15 protein-coding genes are annotated in these 15,609 nt (G+C 41.6%); 8 read left to right on the top strand and 7 right to left on the bottom strand.

All coding sequences use genetic code 11. The features are described 5' to 3' along the window. The first annotated feature begins 119 nt into the window (after window positions 1-119). Genes JKG64_RS02505 through JKG64_RS02495 form a run of 3 tightly spaced genes read left to right on the top strand, consistent with a single transcriptional unit; the run spans window position 120 to window position 3,323 of the window. A complete protein-coding gene (locus tag JKG64_RS02505) occupies window positions 120-527 on the top strand; it encodes a hypothetical protein (RefSeq protein WP_210352762.1) in 408 nt (135 codons plus the stop codon). Window positions 528-564: 37 nt separating this feature from the next. Next, window positions 565-1,884 (top strand): type IX secretion system plug protein, encoded by a 1,320-nt coding sequence (locus tag JKG64_RS02500; RefSeq protein WP_210352761.1) that lies wholly within the window; start codon window positions 565-567, stop codon window positions 1,882-1,884. 8 nt (window positions 1,885-1,892) lie between these two features. After that, window positions 1,893-3,323 carry an amino acid permease gene (locus tag JKG64_RS02495; RefSeq protein ID WP_317195823.1) on the top strand — a complete coding sequence of 477 codons (1,431 nt, stop codon included), beginning with the start codon at window positions 1,893-1,895 and terminating at the stop codon, window positions 3,321-3,323. 11 nt (window positions 3,324-3,334) lie between these two features. Here JKG64_RS02495 and JKG64_RS02490 read toward each other — a convergent pair whose 3' ends face one another. The 6 genes from JKG64_RS02490 to yihA form a co-directional block, all read right to left on the bottom strand. After that, the gene (locus tag JKG64_RS02490; RefSeq protein ID WP_210352760.1) at window positions 3,335-4,897 is read right to left on the bottom strand and encodes a calcineurin-like phosphoesterase C-terminal domain-containing protein; all 1,563 of its coding nucleotides are present in this window, start codon (window positions 4,895-4,897) and stop codon (window positions 3,335-3,337) included. Between the two features lie 83 nt (window positions 4,898-4,980). Beyond that, complete coding sequence (cmk, locus tag JKG64_RS02485; RefSeq protein WP_210352759.1) at window positions 4,981-5,667, bottom strand: (d)CMP kinase; 687 nt, start codon at window positions 5,665-5,667, stop codon at window positions 4,981-4,983. Between the two features lie 8 nt (window positions 5,668-5,675). Continuing rightward, window positions 5,676-6,089 (bottom strand): hypothetical protein, encoded by a 414-nt coding sequence (locus JKG64_RS02480; protein WP_133583180.1) that lies wholly within the window; start codon window positions 6,087-6,089, stop codon window positions 5,676-5,678. 6 nt (window positions 6,090-6,095) lie between these two features. Next, complete coding sequence (topA, locus tag JKG64_RS02475; RefSeq protein WP_210352758.1) at window positions 6,096-8,477, bottom strand: type I DNA topoisomerase; 2,382 nt, start codon at window positions 8,475-8,477, stop codon at window positions 6,096-6,098. A gap of 81 nt (window positions 8,478-8,558) precedes the next feature. After that, window positions 8,559-9,422 (bottom strand): UbiA-like polyprenyltransferase, encoded by an 864-nt coding sequence (locus JKG64_RS02470; RefSeq protein WP_210352757.1) that lies wholly within the window; start codon window positions 9,420-9,422, stop codon window positions 8,559-8,561. Window positions 9,423-9,424: 2 nt separating this feature from the next. After that, window positions 9,425-10,039, bottom strand: a complete 615-nt coding sequence (gene yihA, locus JKG64_RS02465; RefSeq protein ID WP_210352756.1) for a ribosome biogenesis GTP-binding protein YihA/YsxC — start codon at window positions 10,037-10,039, stop codon at window positions 9,425-9,427. 98 nt (window positions 10,040-10,137) lie between these two features. On the opposite strand from yihA, the gene JKG64_RS02460 reads away from it, so the two are divergent. The 4 genes from JKG64_RS02460 (at window position 10,138) to JKG64_RS02445 (ending at window position 14,057) form a co-directional block, all read left to right on the top strand. Then, window positions 10,138-11,064 carry an ABC transporter ATP-binding protein gene (locus tag JKG64_RS02460; protein WP_210352755.1) on the top strand — a complete coding sequence of 309 codons (927 nt, stop codon included), beginning with the start codon at window positions 10,138-10,140 and terminating at the stop codon, window positions 11,062-11,064. After that, on the top strand, window positions 11,057-12,394 hold the full coding sequence (locus JKG64_RS02455; protein ID WP_210352754.1) for an ABC transporter permease: 1,338 nt from the start codon (window positions 11,057-11,059) through the stop codon (window positions 12,392-12,394). The genes JKG64_RS02460 and JKG64_RS02455 overlap by 8 nt, the downstream gene beginning before the upstream one ends. 34 nt (window positions 12,395-12,428) lie before the next feature. Further along, window positions 12,429-13,607 carry a Na+/H+ antiporter NhaA gene (nhaA, locus tag JKG64_RS02450; protein WP_210352753.1) on the top strand — a complete coding sequence of 393 codons (1,179 nt, stop codon included), beginning with the start codon at window positions 12,429-12,431 and terminating at the stop codon, window positions 13,605-13,607. Window positions 13,608-13,718: 111 nt separating this feature from the next. Further along, a complete protein-coding gene (locus tag JKG64_RS02445) occupies window positions 13,719-14,057 on the top strand; it encodes a DUF2853 family protein (RefSeq protein ID WP_210352752.1) in 339 nt (112 codons plus the stop codon). Window positions 14,058-14,100: 43 nt separating this feature from the next. Here JKG64_RS02445 and JKG64_RS02440 read toward each other — a convergent pair whose 3' ends face one another. Then, a complete protein-coding gene (locus tag JKG64_RS02440; protein WP_210352751.1) occupies window positions 14,101-14,610 on the bottom strand; it encodes a lipocalin-like domain-containing protein in 510 nt (169 codons plus the stop codon). 116 nt (window positions 14,611-14,726) lie between these two features. On the opposite strand from JKG64_RS02440, the gene JKG64_RS02435 reads away from it, so the two are divergent. Beyond that, on the top strand, window positions 14,727-15,596 hold the full coding sequence (locus JKG64_RS02435) for a cupin-like domain-containing protein (RefSeq protein WP_210352750.1): 870 nt from the start codon (window positions 14,727-14,729) through the stop codon (window positions 15,594-15,596). The last annotated feature ends 13 nt before the right edge of the window (window positions 15,597-15,609 follow it).

The following is a 15,609-nucleotide window of genomic DNA, read 5'->3' as shown; positions in this document are numbered from 1 at the left end:
ATCCAAACCTTTCTACAGTCTATCTTGAGGTAATTTAGAAAACGATTTTCTTTAAATCATTTGCTCATTATATCAACATATCTAGTATCTTTAATCTATCAAGTAATGGTATAACTCATATGACAGAAGCAAATACTCCCCCAAAAAAACGAGGTGCAAAGCTAAAAAGCTTTTTAGGCTGGGCATTTTTAGCTATTATGTTAGTTTTCGCAGGCTTTCTCTATTTCCAATACTATTTCGTGTTTGGCGAAGGTGTGAAATCTGGCTATCTTAATTATGCGGTAAAAAAGGGAAATCTCTTTAAAACCTACGAAGGGAAATTGATACAAGAAGGATTCGGAGCCGGACGTGCGGGAGGATTGACCAGTAATGAATTTGTCTTTTCTGTCGAAAGTGATTCTATATTTAGAGAACTAGAAACCAACAGCGGAAAATTCTTCGACCTACATTACAAAGAATATCATGGAATCGTACCTTGGCGTGGCAATACAAAGTATATTGTGGATCGTATCGTACAGATGAAATAATGTTAGTATAAATCTCCCCTAACGGGAATCCCTTTCTATGTTAAGAATAAAAACTTTTACGATAATAGTCGTTCTTCTTCAGTTGTCCTTTCAAGTTCAGGCACAGAAGAAGAAAAAAAAACGTATTACCATCGAGCAATCCCCCAAGCAAGAGCTGATGTATGATAACATCAATTATATTGATGCCATAAAGACAGTGCAACTCTTTCCTATGACCAAAGAGAATCAGCTCCCGATATATACCTTAGGCGATGCAGAATCCTTAGTCTTGTCTTTTGACGACCTTCGAGGTGATGTGCGTGACTACTACTATAGCATCGAGCACTGTAATGCCGACTGGACTCCTAGCCGTCTATCCGTATTGGATTATGCCGAAGGATACAATGAAGACCGTATTGTCGAGTTCAAACAATCTCAGGGTACGATGCGCCACTATACGCATTATAAAACCGTATTCCCGAATGAATATGTAAAGCCGAAGGTGGCGGGGAACTTCCTCCTAAAGGTATATGAGGATGCCGACAAGCAACGGTTGATACTGACGCGTAAGTTTTACGTACTAAGACCTCTGGTGGTTGTAGAAACTCAAATACTATCCTCGAGCTTTGCCAATAAAAGGCTAACCAACCAAAAGCTAAATATCGCAATCAAGACGGGATTGACAATATCTAACCCGCATCAGGATATTCAACTGCATGTCATGCAGAACCAGCGTCCGGATAATATGATGGTGCTTCGCACACCAATGTTTATCGGCACCGGCGAGATAAAGTACAACAATAGCGAAACCTTAGACTTCCCTGCCAACAATGAGTTCCGCTATGCGGACTTGCGCTCGTTCAAAGGCGGCTCAGGGCAGATTCAGGAGATACAAATGGATAGCCTGGCGTATATAAAATTGTTTACCGATGAAGACAACCGGGACAATACCTATGCGACGACCTACGACGAAAACGGAAAATTCTATGTCCGAAATTTAGATTATGAGAATGCCGATATCAGTGCAGACTATGCTGAGGTTGAATTTTCACTGCGCACGGCTACTGATGTATCGGGAGATATTTACCTTGTAGGAGGTTACAACAACTATCAGCGTGCCCCAGCAAACAAGCTTAAGTATAATCCTACAACGCAGAAATGGACGGTAAAGCAACAACTCAAACAAGGGCTCTACGATTACGAATATGTACTCGTGACACCCGACGGGAAAGTCGTTACAGAGGCCTTCTCCGGAAGCCACTTCCAGACGGGTAATGACTACCAAATCTTGGTATATTATCGTCGGACGGGAACCTACTGGGATGAACTTTTAGGCGTAGGTAACGCTTCTATCAATAACAAAGAAAATAAAAACTAACCAAAATCGTGGACGATAACAATAAAGACCAAAAACTAAAACGGGGATTAACAAATAGACACATTCAACTGATTGCCCTAGGTGGGGCGATAGGTACGGGTTTATTTCTAGGTATCGGAAAGGCCGCGGTGCTGGCTGGCCCCTCAGTCCTCTTGGGCTATGCTATTGCAGGAATCATTGCTTTCTTTATCATGCGCCAATTAGGCGAAATGGTAGTTGATGAACCGGTATCAGGAAGCTTTTCCTTCTTTGCTAATAAGTATTGGGGAGGATTTGCAGGCTACGCCTCTGGATGGAACTATTGGGTGCTCTATGTACTGGTGAGCATGGCCGAACTGACAGCTATAGGTGTATATGTTCAGTTTTGGTGGCCGGAAATTCCGCTATGGGTATCCAGTCTCTTCTTCTTTATTGTCGTCAATGCAATTAATCTCGCTTCTGTAAAGGTGTATGGAGAAACTGAATTCTGGTTCTCCATTATTAAAGTAGTGGCTATCGTGGCCATGATTATATTCGGTGCTTATCTGTTGCTATCTGGGACAGGGGGAGAGACTGCAACTGTCAAGAATCTTTATAATGATGGCGGATTCTTTCCCAAGGGCTGGCTCGGTATCGCTGAAGATGGAAGTTATCATGGTCTTATGGCCGCTTTAGTGATGATTATGTTTTCCTTTGGTGGACTTGAATTAGTAGGTATCACTGCTGCGGAAGCCGAAAACCCAGAAAAGAATATCCCCAGAGCAACCAATCAGGTATTGATTCGTATTCTGATTTTTTATGTCGGTGCTTTATTTATTCTCTTTTCCTTAATGCCTTGGCGTACTATTAATGCAGATACCAGTCCCTTTGTAGAGGTTTTTAACTCGTTGAACTCGTACCAGTTTACCCTCTTCAATAAAACCTATTATTTTACGAGCATTATAGCCAATGTACTAAACCTGATTGTACTAACGGCGGCTTTATCTGTATACAATAGTTCGGTATATAGTAATTCGAGAATGCTTTATGGATTGGCGGAACAAGGGAACGCACCAAAGTTTCTCAATAAGCTAAACAAGAACCATGCGCCTACGGCAGCGATATTAGTATCTGCGGCGCTAGTCGCTATCTGTATTGTGGTCAATAAACTAATCCCCGAGCGGGCACTGGAGATATTAATGTCATTGGTGGTTTCGTCGCTCATCATCAACTGGATAATGATTAGCTGGACTCATCTATATTTCAAAAAACAGAAGATTAAAGAAGGTAAAAAGACCCTATTTCCGAGCCTGTTCTATCCGGCCAGCAATGTAATCTGTCTTTTATTCCTATCCGGTGTACTGGTCATGATGTGGTTTACAGGACTGAAAATATCTGTTGAACTGATACCGATATGGCTCGCTGTGCTATTTGTCAGCTATGTCATAGTCAATTCACGTAAACAAAAAAAGGGAGCTTAAGCTCCCTTTTTTTATTGCACTACATTTATCGTTTTCGTGGCGTGATGCGTTACGCCGTACATATCTTTGATGCGAACCTCAATCTGATGCGGTCCTGCTTTCAAATTGGGTAATTTCATTTCCCAAAGGTGAGTGGAATTGACCGCGTTAGAAGGTCTGCGTCCTTCAATAAGTTCTGTCGCATTGTCAAACTTCAGCACCTCATATTCGTAACTCGGGTCCGGACTATCGGTACGGTTCATCTTCTTCCATTCTTTGCCATCTAGGCTATACTCCATCACATCGTCTGTTCTTCCCATAAAGAAGTTGGCATAAATCGTATAACGTTTGGTATGTTTAGCCTTAACCGTGCTAGGACCAATAAGATTGATTTGATAGTTGCTCTCCTGCCCTGCGACTTTGTAGTCAAAAGCATAAGCATTGTCCTTGATATTCATGATAGCATAGCCCTTAGGTGTACCATCACGCATCGTAGATGCTGGAACGCCCTGTTGGTTAATCTGTCCAGAATACCAGTCGCCAGACGTCGTACCTACATTATATTCATGGTGTGGTTTTGTTTGCGACCAGCCTTCTGCCTTTCCATAAAAGTTTTGCTGTTGATAGTGTGTATGCGCAGAAAGCGATACCGTATTTGGAAAATCCTTTAAAAGGTCAAATAGGCGCTGTCTGTCCTCATTACGGAATACATCGGAGTTTTTATGAACTAACGGGATGTGAAATGCCAATACGATAAGCTTGTCTTTGGGCACGAATTTCAGGTCATTCTCTACAAAATCAAGCTGGTCCTTTCTAAATCCGCCCAAATAGCCTTTGCCAGTACGTGGGTTTGGATAAATAATATTATCTAAAATAATGAAGTGGGCATTGCCGTAATTGAAGGAATAGTTGTTCGGACCGAAGTTAAGCTCAAAACTCTCATCCGAAAGAGAGTCGCTCACCACATCGTAGTTCATATCATGATTTCCCATGACATTGTACCAAGGTAATCCCATGCTACCGACCGTCTCCTTGTAGGGCTCATGTAGCGTCAGGTCATCGCCGACCAAATCACCTAAACTAATACCAAACTGGAAGGCATTCTTGTCGGAGATATCATTGATGATACCCTGCTTGAAAAAATCAAGCTCTTCTTTCGTATAGGCCTGAGGATCTCCAAAAATCAATGCTTTGAAACTGGTCGGTTCCGCATGGGGGTACATTGGAAAATCCAGTGATTTTGGCAACTTTCCAGTGGCATCAGCTGTCGTATACTTTAACTTCGGAGAACCTAAAGGTTTGTGTAGGTAATAAAAAAGTGGGTGATTATGTTTATCGAGCGGAAATACATAATCTCTGGGCTTGATTACAAAAATGATATTATCGTTATCAACAGGAAGGGTATAATTTCCGTTGTGGTCCGTTTGGACAACCTCTCTCCCATTACTGATACTAACGCCAGCTACTCCTTTTTCATTTTTCTCCTTTTTACCGTTTTTATTAATATCAATAAAAACAGTTCCTTTCGCCAGCTCCTGTGCCTGTACGATGGCAGTAGAAAGTAGCGTGCTAACCAATAAAATCTTGATGTTCATATAAAATAATTCGTTTCCCAAAAATAGCTTTGAGAAACGAATTACAATTTAACACATTATTAAGTAAATGTTAAGAATAGCGATTATTTACTTTGATTCTTACGCTGTGTATACAGGTCGATTACAAAGTCTAACTGTTGGCTTTGATTTAGATTGGAGTTATCTAAAATAATGGCGTCTTCGGCTTGTCTCAATGGACTCTCTTCGCGCGTACTATCGATATGGTCTCTTCGCGCTAGATTGGCCTTAACTTCTTCCATGCTCACGGTCTCGCCTTTGGCGGCCAGTTCGGCATAGCGTCTCTCGGCACGTACGTCGACATTGGCCGTCATAAATATTTTCAAATCAGCATCCGGAAACACCGTAGTGCCGATATCGCGTCCATCCATTACGATATTGCGTTTCTTTCCTAAAGCCTGCTGCTGGGCTACCATCGCCTTTCTGACTTCTTTGATAGCACTTACCTCGCTTACATTGTCCGATACTTCCATCTTCCGGATGGCTTCAGAAACATCTTCATCATTTAAAAAGATCTGTACCCGGTCGGTACTCGGCACGAAGTCGATATGAATCTGATCTAGGGCCTGTAATACCGCGGCAGAATCCGAACAATCTATTTTATTGCGCATGAAATACAAGGTCACTGCCCGATACATCGCTCCGCTATCGACGAAAACAAAATTTAAACTTTTTGCCAGTGCTTTCGCTACTGTACTCTTACCACAGGAAGAAAAGCCATCTATGGCTATAATAAAGTTACTTCTTGCCATTTCTCTGTTTAACTATTTCCGCCGATCAGTACACCTGGTTTATTAACCAAAGGCACCTTAGATAGATTTTCATCAACAATACTCTCCGGTAGGAAGATATATTTTTTATCAAAAATAGTATCTTCTATATAATAGCTCAACCAATATTCATTGGTCAATCCGAACACTTGCTGGTCGATTGCTTCAATTCGAATCGAACTCGTCGCCGCTATATCTCCCAAAAAATGCCTTAAAGTCGTAGTTTTGACTTCTCGTTCCTCCTGCTTCCCATATCCTTTGGATGTTACAAAAACATTTCGCAAAGGCACTTCCTTCTCGTTTACCAAATATACATTCCACGATTTCTGAATGGGGGAATCGCTTTCTAGCACCACGGCGATAGAAATATCTTCCACTATATTAACCGGCAAATCTTTCTTCATCTTCTTCTACTTCTTTTTTGTCGTGGCTTTCTTGGCCACAGTTTTTTTAGCTGCAGGTTTCTTCGCTACTTTCTTCGTTGCTTTTGAGGCTTTAGGGTCTTCCGCAGCCCACTTTAAGACATCTTCATACGTAATCGCAGAGATATCTGTCGCTTTAGGTATCTTTAGATTTTGCTTACCGAATCGGATAAATGGTCCCCATCTTCCATTTTCAATCTGCGCATCTGGGTTTTCGTCAAATACACGAATTACTTTCTCGATATCTTTCTGACGCTTTTCTTTTATAATTTCTATAGCCTGCTCTTCAGTCACATCTAAAGGATCTACGCCTTTAGGTAATGAATAAAATGCAGATTGGTGCTTGATGTAAGGTCCGAATCGACCTATCGCCACCGTCATTTCTTTTTCTTCAAATTCGCCGACTTTCTTCGGAAGCTTAAACAATTCCATCGCATCCTCGAAAGTGATTGTTTCAATCATCTGTCCTTTACGCAGAGAGGCAAAACGTGGCTTCTCCTCGTCGTCCGCAGAACCAATCTGAACCAATGGCCCAAATCGTCCGACACGCACACTGACCGGTTTGCCACTTTCTGGGTCTACTCCTAGTTCGCGTTCGTTATTCGCCCGCTCAGCATTTTCCAAGGTGTCTTCCACCTCGTCGTGGAATGGGCGATAGAATGCTTCTAGCATGTCCGTCCACTCCTTCTGCCCTTGTGCTATCTCGTCAAATTCTTTTTCTACACGTGCGGTAAAATTGAAATCGACAATACCTTTGAAATGCTCAACCAAGAAATCATTAACTAAAACACCAATGTCGGTTGGAAACAATTTATTGCGCTCCACCCCGGTCATTTCATTTTTTTTGACTTCTGTAATTTCATTAGTGGTTAGTTTCAACACATTGTAATCACGAGATTTACCATCTCGGTCTTCTTTGATTACATAACCTCTATTTTGAATTGTGGAAATCGTAGGCGCATACGTAGACGGTCTTCCGATTCCCAATTCTTCTAATTTCTTGACCAGTGAAGCCTCTGTATAGCGTGCTGGCGGACGCGAGAAGCGCTCGGTAGCAGTCATCTCATTTAATATTAAGCCCTGCCCTTTCTCTAATGGAGGTAGTAATGTATTGTCGGCGTCATCGTCCGCTATTATATCATTTTCCTCGTCAGTAGACTCCATGTATACTTTCAAGAAACCATCAAATCTCATGATTTCTCCGGTTGCTGTAAGTTCCTCTTTACGTGTAGAGATGCTAATTTTAGCTACAGTTTTCTCAAACTCGGCCTCGCTCATCTGCGATGCGATAGCACGCTTCCAGATTAACTCGTATAAACGACGCTCTGAAGGATCTCCTTCGATGGAATGTGCTGAAAAATACGTCGGTCTTATGGCTTCGTGCGCTTCCTGTGCACCAGCGGCCTTAGTTTTATATTTTCTTAACTTATGGTATTTCTCTCCATAAGCTTTGACGATCTCATTTTCTGCTGCCTGTATTGCGGTATCTGATAAGTTGACGGAATCTGTACGCATATAGGTGATACGCCCAGCTTCATACAGTCGTTGTGCTACCTGCATGGTTCTTGCTACGGAAAATCCTAGTTTACGACTCGCCTCCTGTTGTAACGTAGACGTCGTAAAAGGAGCTGCCGGATTTCTACGTGCAGGTTTCTTTTCCAATGAAGCAATTGCAAAATCAGCACTCATGCTATCATTCAGGAAAGCTTTAGCATCTTCCTTTTTATCAAAACGTTGTGGCAACTCGGCTTTAAAAAGCTCTTTCCCTTTACCTGTGTGAAATATTGCTACAATCTTAAAAGCAGCTTCGGCATTAAATTTATTTATCTCCCGCTCCCGTTCTACGATAACACGTACCGCGACAGATTGTACCCGTCCTGCAGATAGCGAAGGCTTCACTTTTCTCCAAAGTACAGGAGATAATTCAAAACCTACCAATCTATCCAACACACGGCGTGCCTGCTGCGCATGCACTAGGTTATAATCTATTTTACGGGGATTCTCAATGGCAGTTAATATAGCAGGCTTCGTGATTTCATGGAATACGATTCGCTTGGTCGCGTTTTCCTTCAATCCTAAGGTTTCGAATAAGTGCCATGAAATAGCCTCTCCCTCGCGGTCCTCATCGGACGCTAACCAGACTGTCTCTGCAGTTTTGGCTAACTTCTTTAACTCACTGACTACCGCTTTCTTATCGGAAGGAACTTCATACTTTTGTTCAAACTTATTATCGGTATCGATAGCGTCATCCGTCTTTACTAAATCACGGATATGTCCGTAACTAGACTTAACCAAAAAATCACTTCCTAAATATCCTTCTATCGTCTTAGCCTTTGCTGGCGACTCTACTATCAATAAATTTTTAGCCATTAACTTTATAAGATTTCTGCAAATATTAGTATTTCAAAATGGAATGACAATTATTTTTACTAATAATATTGTAAAAGTTTCTTATATCATCCAGTGTCCGGACAAAACATCCAAAAGGTAGAAACAGGCAAAGACTACAGAGGCAATGCCGTTTGTCGTCATAAATGCGCGGTCTACCCGAGATAGGTCTGTAGGACTTACAATACGATGTTGGTAGATTAAAAGTACACCATAGAATAATACACCTATATAATATAATACCCCCACTGGTGTTGAAAAGACAGGCAACAGAACGAAGATAAAAGACATCACATGCAATACTTCGGATATGCGTAGTGCCTTCTTACCGCCATAATTAGCAGGAATCGACTGCAGGTTATGAGCTCTGTCGAATTCTTCATCCTGCAACGCGTAGATGATGTCAAAACCGCTAACCCAAGTAAGCACGGCCAGACCATACCATATCGGTACGATATGAAACTGCCCTGTAACAGCGAGATAAGCGCCAACCGGTGCCAATCCCAAGCCTAAGCCCAATACCAAATGACAAAGCGGTGATATCCGCTTCATATAGGAGTAGAATAATACCACAAACAATGCTACAGGCGACAGCACCAAACACATAGGATTGATGAAATAGGTAGCAATGGTAAAAACAATACCGTTTAGAATCGTAAATGTAAGCGCTGCCTTAGGGCTAATCCGCCCAGCCGGGATATCCCTGACCGCGGTTCTTGGATTGAGCGCATCCACATCTCTATCCAAATACCGATTGAACGCCATAGCGGCGTTTCGGGCGGTAACCATACATAATAACATCAAACCGAATAGTTTCCATTCAAACTGGAAATCTGTGGTTGACACTGCTAGGAAAAAACCAATGATAGCAAAAGGCAGTGCAAATATGCTATGCGCAAATAGCACTAAAGACATGTATTTCTTCATAGTTACGAAACGGGAGGTGCCGTAAAATCAAGATTAATGGAATCAATTTTCTCTAGTATAGGTTCAAGTCCTACCTTATCTTCTGCCGATGTCAGAAAACGGGTTGGTACCTCTTCAAACCATTTGAGGAGTGCTCTTTTAAATTTTGCCATATTCTGGTCCGACTTAACGATAGATTGTTTGTCTGCTTTGGTGAAAATCAACATAAATGGCAGCCCCCTCTCTCCTAACCAACAACAAAAGTCTAAATCTATCTTCTGTGGTTCCAAACGGCTATCGATAAGAACGAAAATACACTGTAGATTCTCTCTGCTCAGTAAATATTTACGGATAAATTTCTCCCAATCTGCTCTGTTCTTCTTCGAGGTCTGCGCGTATCCGTACCCAGGTAAATCGACAAGGTACCAGGTATCATTAATCAAGAAATGATTGATGAGCTGTGTTTTCCCAGGTTTCTGCGAAGTTTTGGCAAGTCCTTTCTTATTCGTCAAAGCATTGATTAACGATGATTTACCAACATTGGATCGTCCAATGAAAGCATATTCTGGTATTGTGGAATCTGGTAATTTGTCTACCTGTGTATTACTACAGACAAATTCAGCGGATTTGATAAGCATAAACAAAGGTAAAATTAATTTAAGAAATTAAAGAAGCCTTTTAACTTGATTCAAAAACCTGTGATAATTTTATTATTTTAGGCATTCACAAAACGACTATGTTAGAAATACGGAATATTGTAAAACAATATGCAGCCCATCGGGCACTGGACGATGTCTCTTTGTATGTTCCCGAAGGCAAGATTTTTGGTTTGCTGGGCCCTAATGGTGCTGGCAAAACTTCGTTAATACGGATCATCAATCAGATTACAGCACCCGATTCGGGCGAAATATTTTTCAATAACCAGCCCCTGTCCAGCCAGCATATTGGTGCTATAGGCTACTTGCCGGAAGAAAGAGGGTTGTATAAGAAAATGAAAGTCGGTGAACAGATGATTTATCTAGCACGGCTAAAAGGGCTTAGCCATAGCGATGCACGAACAAGGCTTAACTATTGGTTTGATAAGCTGGAGATTGGTAGCTGGTGGGACAAGCGCATCGAAGACCTCAGTAAAGGTATGCAGCAAAAGGTGCAGTTTGTAGCTACCGTATTGCACGAACCCCAGTTAATCATATTGGACGAACCCTTCTCTGGCTTTGACCCCGTCAATGCGCAGGTTATACAGGATGAAATCCTCGAATTGAACGAGAAGGGCGCAACTATTATCTATTCGACCCATCGGATGGAGACTGTAGAAGAGCTCTGCGATAATATCGCATTAATTAATAAGTCAAAAAAGGTGCTTGATGGTTCGGTAAAAGAAATCAAAAAACAATATAATAGCCAGACTTACCTTATAGACTATCAGGGCCCACTGTTGCCAGATGGTCTGTTGGACAACGCGTCTCAATTTAATATCATAGCGCATACCTCGCATCAAGATGAAACTCAATTGAAAATAAAGCTTGCTGAAACGGTCACCTTAAACCAGGCCATCCATCACCTACTCGACAAGATCCAGATTACACAGATTAAGGAAATCATTCCTTCTATTCACGATATATTCATTGAAAAAGTATCTCAAAGCTCTGTAACCCATGCATAAGATTGCACTCATTATACAACGCGAGTACCTAACCCGAGTTAGAAAGCGTTCTTTTTTACTGACGACTTTTTTGGTTCCCTTATTCTTTATAGGAATGTATGTCGGTATTATATTCCTGACCAAGAAGAGTTTTGACGAAACACATGCTGTTGTTTATATCATTGACCAAGAAGGAACTATTGCTCCCAAGCTAAAGTCAACGAAAAACATCACGTACATACATAGTAACAAAGCGCTTCAGGAACAGCTCTCGACGCTAAAGGACGAAGAAGCAAGCAATACGAGTATTCTCGTTGTTCCGAAAGACTTCTTGAGCAGTCCCAATGTGGAGTTTTTGGCTGCTAATAAGCCGAATGTAACTACGCAGAACGAAATCAAAAGCAATCTGAGTGACATCATAAGAGATTTTAAGTATCAAAAACTAGGTATCAATATCGATAGCTTACATAATATCGACACTACAGTAGCGATCAATGCCAAAGAAGTGACGGCTGATGGTGAAACAAAAGATAGCAATACGGAAATAGCGATGGGTATCGCCTTGGCGCTATCTATTCTAGTATACATTTCCCTATTTCTGTACGGTTCGCAGGTAATGCGCGGTATTATCGAAGAGAAAAGCAACAGAATCATTGAGGTAATAATCTCTTCTGTAAAGCCGTTTCAGCTGATGATGGGTAAGATCATCGGAATCGGACTGGTCGGTCTTACGCAATTTGTGTTATGGATTGTGCTATCCTTTATGTTGGCTGGCGTAGCTTCCACCTTTTTCGTGTCCAAAGCGGAACTAGGCGAGCAGGTAATCGGCTCTAAGATGATGGAAAGCAATGGCGAGCAAATCGCCCAATCAGGCAGTAGCTTAAATGGTATATCGCCAGAAGCCTGGGCAATGATTCAGTCAGTCAACTTCACCGAAATCATTGTATGCTTCTTTATCTTTTTCCTTGGTGGCTATTTAATCTATAGTGCGCTTTTTGCTGCTGTGGGTTCGGCTGTGGATAGTGAGACAGAGGCTTCTCAGTTTACCATGCCTATTACAATGCCGCTGCTCCTCACCTATGCGCTTTCATTTGGCGTATTGATGAACGACCCGCATGGCACTGTTGCAACCTGGTTGAGCTTTATTCCCTTCACCTCGCCCATAGCGATGTTGGTTCGGATTCCATTTGGCGTACCACTATGGCAGATTGTGGTATCGGCTTTACTGCTGATTGCCGGTTTTATATTTACGACTTGGGTTGCGGCCCGTATTTATAGGGTCGGAATTTTGATGTATGGCAAAAAACCAAGTTACAAAGAGCTTCTAAAGTGGTTTAGATATAAAAGTTAATTACCTTTGTGCCTCAAATTAAAATTTAGCTTTCATGTCTAAACTAATAAATCTACGGTCCTTTAAAAATTTCTTCGAATCCAGTTCAGGTGGAGGTATCCTGCTCTTTATATGTGTTGTATTAGCACTGATCATCGCAAATTCCTTCTATAGTGAGGGATTAGCAAGTCTACTAAACACGTCAATAGGCTTTGAAAATAGCAGTATACAGCTCAAATACTCTCTCAAACAATGGATTGATGATGGGCTTATGGCCGTTTTTTTTCTCTTAGTTGGTTTAGAAATAAAACGAGAACTCGTTGAAGGAGAGCTTGCCTCCCCTAAGAAAGCTGCGCTACCCATCTTTGCAGCAATTGGTGGTGCGCTTGTGCCAGCAGGCATCTATACCTTATTCAACTATGGTGAACCTACCGCCCACGGCTGGGGAATCCCGATGGCGACCGATATTGCCTTTGCTCTAGCCGTTATTTCTCTACTAGGCAATCGCGTTCCGGCAAGTCTGAAGGTGTTTTTAGCCGCGTTAGCTATTGTAGATGACCTCCTGGCGATACTTGTGATTGCGATATTCTATTCGACGACCTTACACTACACTTACCTTTTGATTGCATTGGGGTTATTCTTACTTCAATTGCTCTTCAATAGATTGGGTATTCAGAAACTTGTATTCTATATTATCCCGGGAATAATAATGTGGTATTTTATCCATCATTCTGGAATACATGCGACTATCGCCGGGGTATTGACTGCGATGACCATACCGACCACGCCAGACGACAAAGAGTCTCCACTGGAGCGCTTGGAACATATACTCGCCAAACCGGTCAATTTTATCATCATCCCACTCTTTGCCTTTGCAAATACGGCAATCGTACTACATCAGGAGATGATTCAAGGGTTAACTTCTTCTATGGGGCTGGGTATTATCCTGGGCCTATTGGTCGGAAAATCCCTAGGTATATTATCAACCTGCTGGCTCTGTGTCAAACTTGGTGTATCTGCCCTGCCTGAAGGCGCTACATGGAAGCATATGTTTGGCGTAGGACTACTAGGAGGAATAGGATTTACGATGTCTATCTTTGTAGCGATGCTATCGTTTGACGATGCACTGCACATTGAGGAAGCAAAATTGGCTGTCCTTCTGACATCTTGTGCGGCTGGTCTGTTAGGCTATTTTTATCTGGCCTTGTTGGGCAAGCAAAATAAACAGCTATAGTAATCTCGCTACAATCTAGATTTATATTCTCCGCATGTTTGTTTTTATAAGATATTATTGATTAAATTTAAAGTACTATTAATCATTAGTATTAAATAAACTGAAAAAGCAATGAGTAAACTAGACGAAAAAGTAGCAGCGTATGTTGCAGAAGCAAAAAAGTTAAAACTTGACCTTGATGAGAACCTTATAGCTTCGGTTACAAAGGGATTAGGTCCATCTATTTACAAAGCTGATGCGGAGACAGTAGCAGCGTCAGACAAAGCCGAAATGGACCGCTTGAAAAAGAACTTCCTGGTCAACAAGCTCGGGTTAAAAGATGACGCTAAACTAGATACCGCTATCAATGAAGTGATAGAAGCAATGGGCAAATCCAACAAAAACAAATATAGAGCCCTTGTGTATGCGTTATTAGTGAAAAAATTCAAAAAAGAATCTGTTTATAAATAGTTATAACAAAATCGGCGAAGGAGTTTCCTTCGCCGATTTCTTTTTAATGGTCTGCTACAAAAAAGTTTGTCATCGCATCTTCTTCTATTGCCGACATATCAATATCCTTTCCGATCCGTTTCCAGGTCATATGTGCATGTATCATCCTTCCCCCCGAACGTATGGGTTCCAATGACTTCTGAAACAAGACGTCGCCATCAAAGTCCAACTTACGTACATGCCGGCTCCCCTCCCAATTAGGAAAGAAGGAACTCTCAATATCGTAAACCACATGTGCGTTTCTATTGTCTACGGTGTATCGCCCACTAAAAGCCAAATAGCCCTTTATTCGTTGTTCAGCTTCTTCGGTAGAGACCTTTAGACGGTCGTCCGAAACACATTTTAGGTGGTCCCGGCTAGAAATCTGCACGGCCATATACCCATCCGGACCATATAATAACAGTCCTTTAGGTGTTTTTCCAAAAGGAAAAGAAGAATCCAAACCATCTAGGGGAACTTCTATATAAGAAAGGAGCTCCCACGTCCCTATTATTTCATTTTTTATCGATGTCATTTCTGAGGTTGTTTCTTTAACAACGCTTAAAGCCCCAAAATAGTTTAGCAGTAAAGTTGTATTTGTGTCATAAAAATTCAAATATTTATTACTTTTATACGTAAGCATCGAAGTATATGATTTTATCGCAAGTCGACACGGTTCAAGATATATCTAAAGAGGATTTTTTAAAAAAGTATTTTATCCCGCAGCGCCCTGTTCTTATCAAGGGCTACGCCCGCAAGTGGAAAGATTTTGACAAATGGAATCTGGATTATATCTACAGTCAGGTCGGCGAACAGGAAGTCGGACTCTACGATAATAAACCGGCAGACCCGAATAAAGCGACCAATGAACCAGTAACCCGCATGCGGTTTAAAGATTATATCACGCTCATAAAGAAACAGCCGTCGGACTATAGGATTTTCTTCTACATCATTACCGACCATCTGCCCGAGCTATTGAAAAACTTCAGCTACCCGGATTTAGGTTTCAAGTATTTCAAACGTATTCCGACCTTGTTCTTTGGAGGAAGTGAGGCTCGCGTACTGATGCACTACGATGTAGATCTCGGAGATTTATTGCACTTTCAGTTTGAAGGGAAAAAGCGGGTGCTCTTATTCCCACCCGACCAATCTGCCTTTCTCTATAAGGTTCCGCTGTCGGTACATACCGTTTACAATATCGATTATGAGAACCCCGACTATCAGGAGTTCCCGGCCCTGCAGTATGCCCAAGGCTATGAAATATTTATGGAACATGGCGACGCCCTGTTCATGCCGAGTGGATACTGGCATTTCAACCGCTATCTAGAAGCAGGTTTCTCTATAACATTACGCTCGTTTCCGAGTGGTCCAAAGCGCCTGCTAAAAATGCTTAACGAGGTCTTTATCATCCGCTACACCGATAAAATAATGCGTAAAATATGGAAGAAGAAATGGGTCCAACGCAAACAGGAAAAAGCGTATCAAAAAAGCCAGGAGGCCTTAAAAGAATATTTAAAATAAATCAACATATAGT

This window comes from Sphingobacterium tabacisoli, from assembly GCF_017908035.1.
Classification (GTDB): Bacteria; Bacteroidota; Bacteroidia; order Sphingobacteriales; family Sphingobacteriaceae; genus Sphingobacterium; species Sphingobacterium tabacisoli.
The sequence above is the reverse complement of the archived record's forward strand: the minus strand, read 5'-3'. Positions and strand labels throughout refer to the sequence as shown.

Coding starts and splice junctions, on each gene's coding strand:
- JKG64_RS02505 (WP_210352762.1), top strand. CDS start 120: ATGACAGAAGCAAATACTCCCCCAAAAAAACGAGGTGCAAAGCTAAAA.
- JKG64_RS02500 (WP_210352761.1), top strand. CDS start 565: ATGTTAAGAATAAAAACTTTTACGATAATAGTCGTTCTTCTTCAGTTG.
- JKG64_RS02490 (WP_210352760.1), bottom strand. CDS start 4,897: ATGAACATCAAGATTTTATTGGTTAGCACGCTACTTTCTACTGCCATC.
- cmk (WP_210352759.1), bottom strand. CDS start 5,667: ATGGCAAGAAGTAACTTTATTATAGCCATAGATGGCTTTTCTTCCTGT.
- JKG64_RS02480 (WP_133583180.1), bottom strand. CDS start 6,089: ATGAAGAAAGATTTGCCGGTTAATATAGTGGAAGATATTTCTATCGCC.
- topA (WP_210352758.1), bottom strand. CDS start 8,477: ATGGCTAAAAATTTATTGATAGTAGAGTCGCCAGCAAAGGCTAAGACG.
- JKG64_RS02470 (WP_210352757.1), bottom strand. CDS start 9,422: ATGAAGAAATACATGTCTTTAGTGCTATTTGCGCATAGCATATTTGCA.
- yihA (WP_210352756.1), bottom strand. CDS start 10,039: ATGCTTATCAAATCCGCTGAATTTGTCTGTAGTAATACACAGGTAGAC.
- JKG64_RS02460 (WP_210352755.1), top strand. CDS start 10,138: ATGTTAGAAATACGGAATATTGTAAAACAATATGCAGCCCATCGGGCA.
- JKG64_RS02455 (WP_210352754.1), top strand. CDS start 11,057: ATGCATAAGATTGCACTCATTATACAACGCGAGTACCTAACCCGAGTT.
- nhaA (WP_210352753.1), top strand. CDS start 12,429: ATGTCTAAACTAATAAATCTACGGTCCTTTAAAAATTTCTTCGAATCC.
- JKG64_RS02445 (WP_210352752.1), top strand. CDS start 13,719: ATGAGTAAACTAGACGAAAAAGTAGCAGCGTATGTTGCAGAAGCAAAA.
- JKG64_RS02440 (WP_210352751.1), bottom strand. CDS start 14,610: ATGACATCGATAAAAAATGAAATAATAGGGACGTGGGAGCTCCTTTCT.
- JKG64_RS02435 (WP_210352750.1), top strand. CDS start 14,727: ATGATTTTATCGCAAGTCGACACGGTTCAAGATATATCTAAAGAGGAT.